This is a genomic window from Kitasatospora sp. NPDC057518 (assembly GCF_042802075.1).
In the GTDB taxonomy this organism is placed as follows: domain Bacteria; phylum Actinomycetota; class Actinomycetes; order Streptomycetales; family Streptomycetaceae; genus Kitasatospora.
Map to the genome: position 1 here is coordinate 1 of NZ_JBHVEU010000818.1, position 1,011 is coordinate 1,011.

Genomic DNA, 1,011 nt, shown 5'->3' on the forward strand with positions numbered 1-1,011 from the left:
GAGTCACTCGACCAGTGAGCTATTACGCACTCTTTAAATGGTGGCTGCTTCTAAGCCAACATCCTGGTTGTCTAAGCAACTCCACATCCTTTTCCACTTAACGTATACTTTGGGACCTTAGCTGGTGGTCTGGGCTGTTTCCCTTTCGACTACGGATCTTATCACTCGCAGTCTGACTCCCAAGGATAAGTCATTGGCATTCGGAGTTTGACTGAATTCGGTAACCCGGTAGGGGCCCCTAGTCCAATCAGTGCTCTACCTCCAAGACTCTTACCTTGAGGCTAGCCCTAAAGCTATTTCGGAGAGAACCAGCTATCTCCAGGTTCGATTGGAATTTCACCGCTACCCACACCTCATCCCCGCACTTTTCAACGTGCGTGGGTTCGGGCCTCCATTCAGTGTTACCTGAACTTCACCCTGGACATGGGTAGATCACCTGGTTTCGGGTCTACGACCACGTACTCAATTCGCCCTATTCAGACTCGCTTTCGCTGCGGCTCCGCATCTTCTGCTTAACCTCGCACGGGATCGTAACTCGCCGGTTCATTCTACAAAAGGCACGCCATCACCCGTTAACGGGCTCTGACTACTTGTAGGCACACGGTTTCAGGATCTCTTTCACTCCCCTTCCGGGGTGCTTTTCACCTTTCCCTCACGGTACTGGTTCACTATCGGTCACTAGGGAGTATTTAGCCTTGGGAGATGGTCCTCCCGGATTCCGACGGAATTTCACGTGTTCCGCCGTACTCAGGATCCACTCAGGAGAGAACGAAGTTTTGACTACAGGGCTGTTACCTCCTATGGCGGGCCTTTCCAGACCTCTTCATCTACCTCGTTCCTTTGTAACTCCGTACAGAGTGTCCTACAACCCCAAGAGGCAAGCCTCTTGGTTTGGGCTATGTTCCGTTTCGCTCGCCGCTACTCAGGAAATCGCATTTGCGGGCTCCCGGGACCCGCCCCGGCCGGGACCGGGCTCCCGGCCGGGGCCGCGGCGGGGAGGGGGCGAGGCCG

Annotated in this window: 1 rRNA gene; it reads right to left on the bottom strand. The window is 54.7% G+C overall.

The annotated features are described in order from the left end of the window. Positions 1–1,011 (bottom strand): 23S ribosomal RNA (locus ACFU7Z_RS39600); the annotation flags it as partial.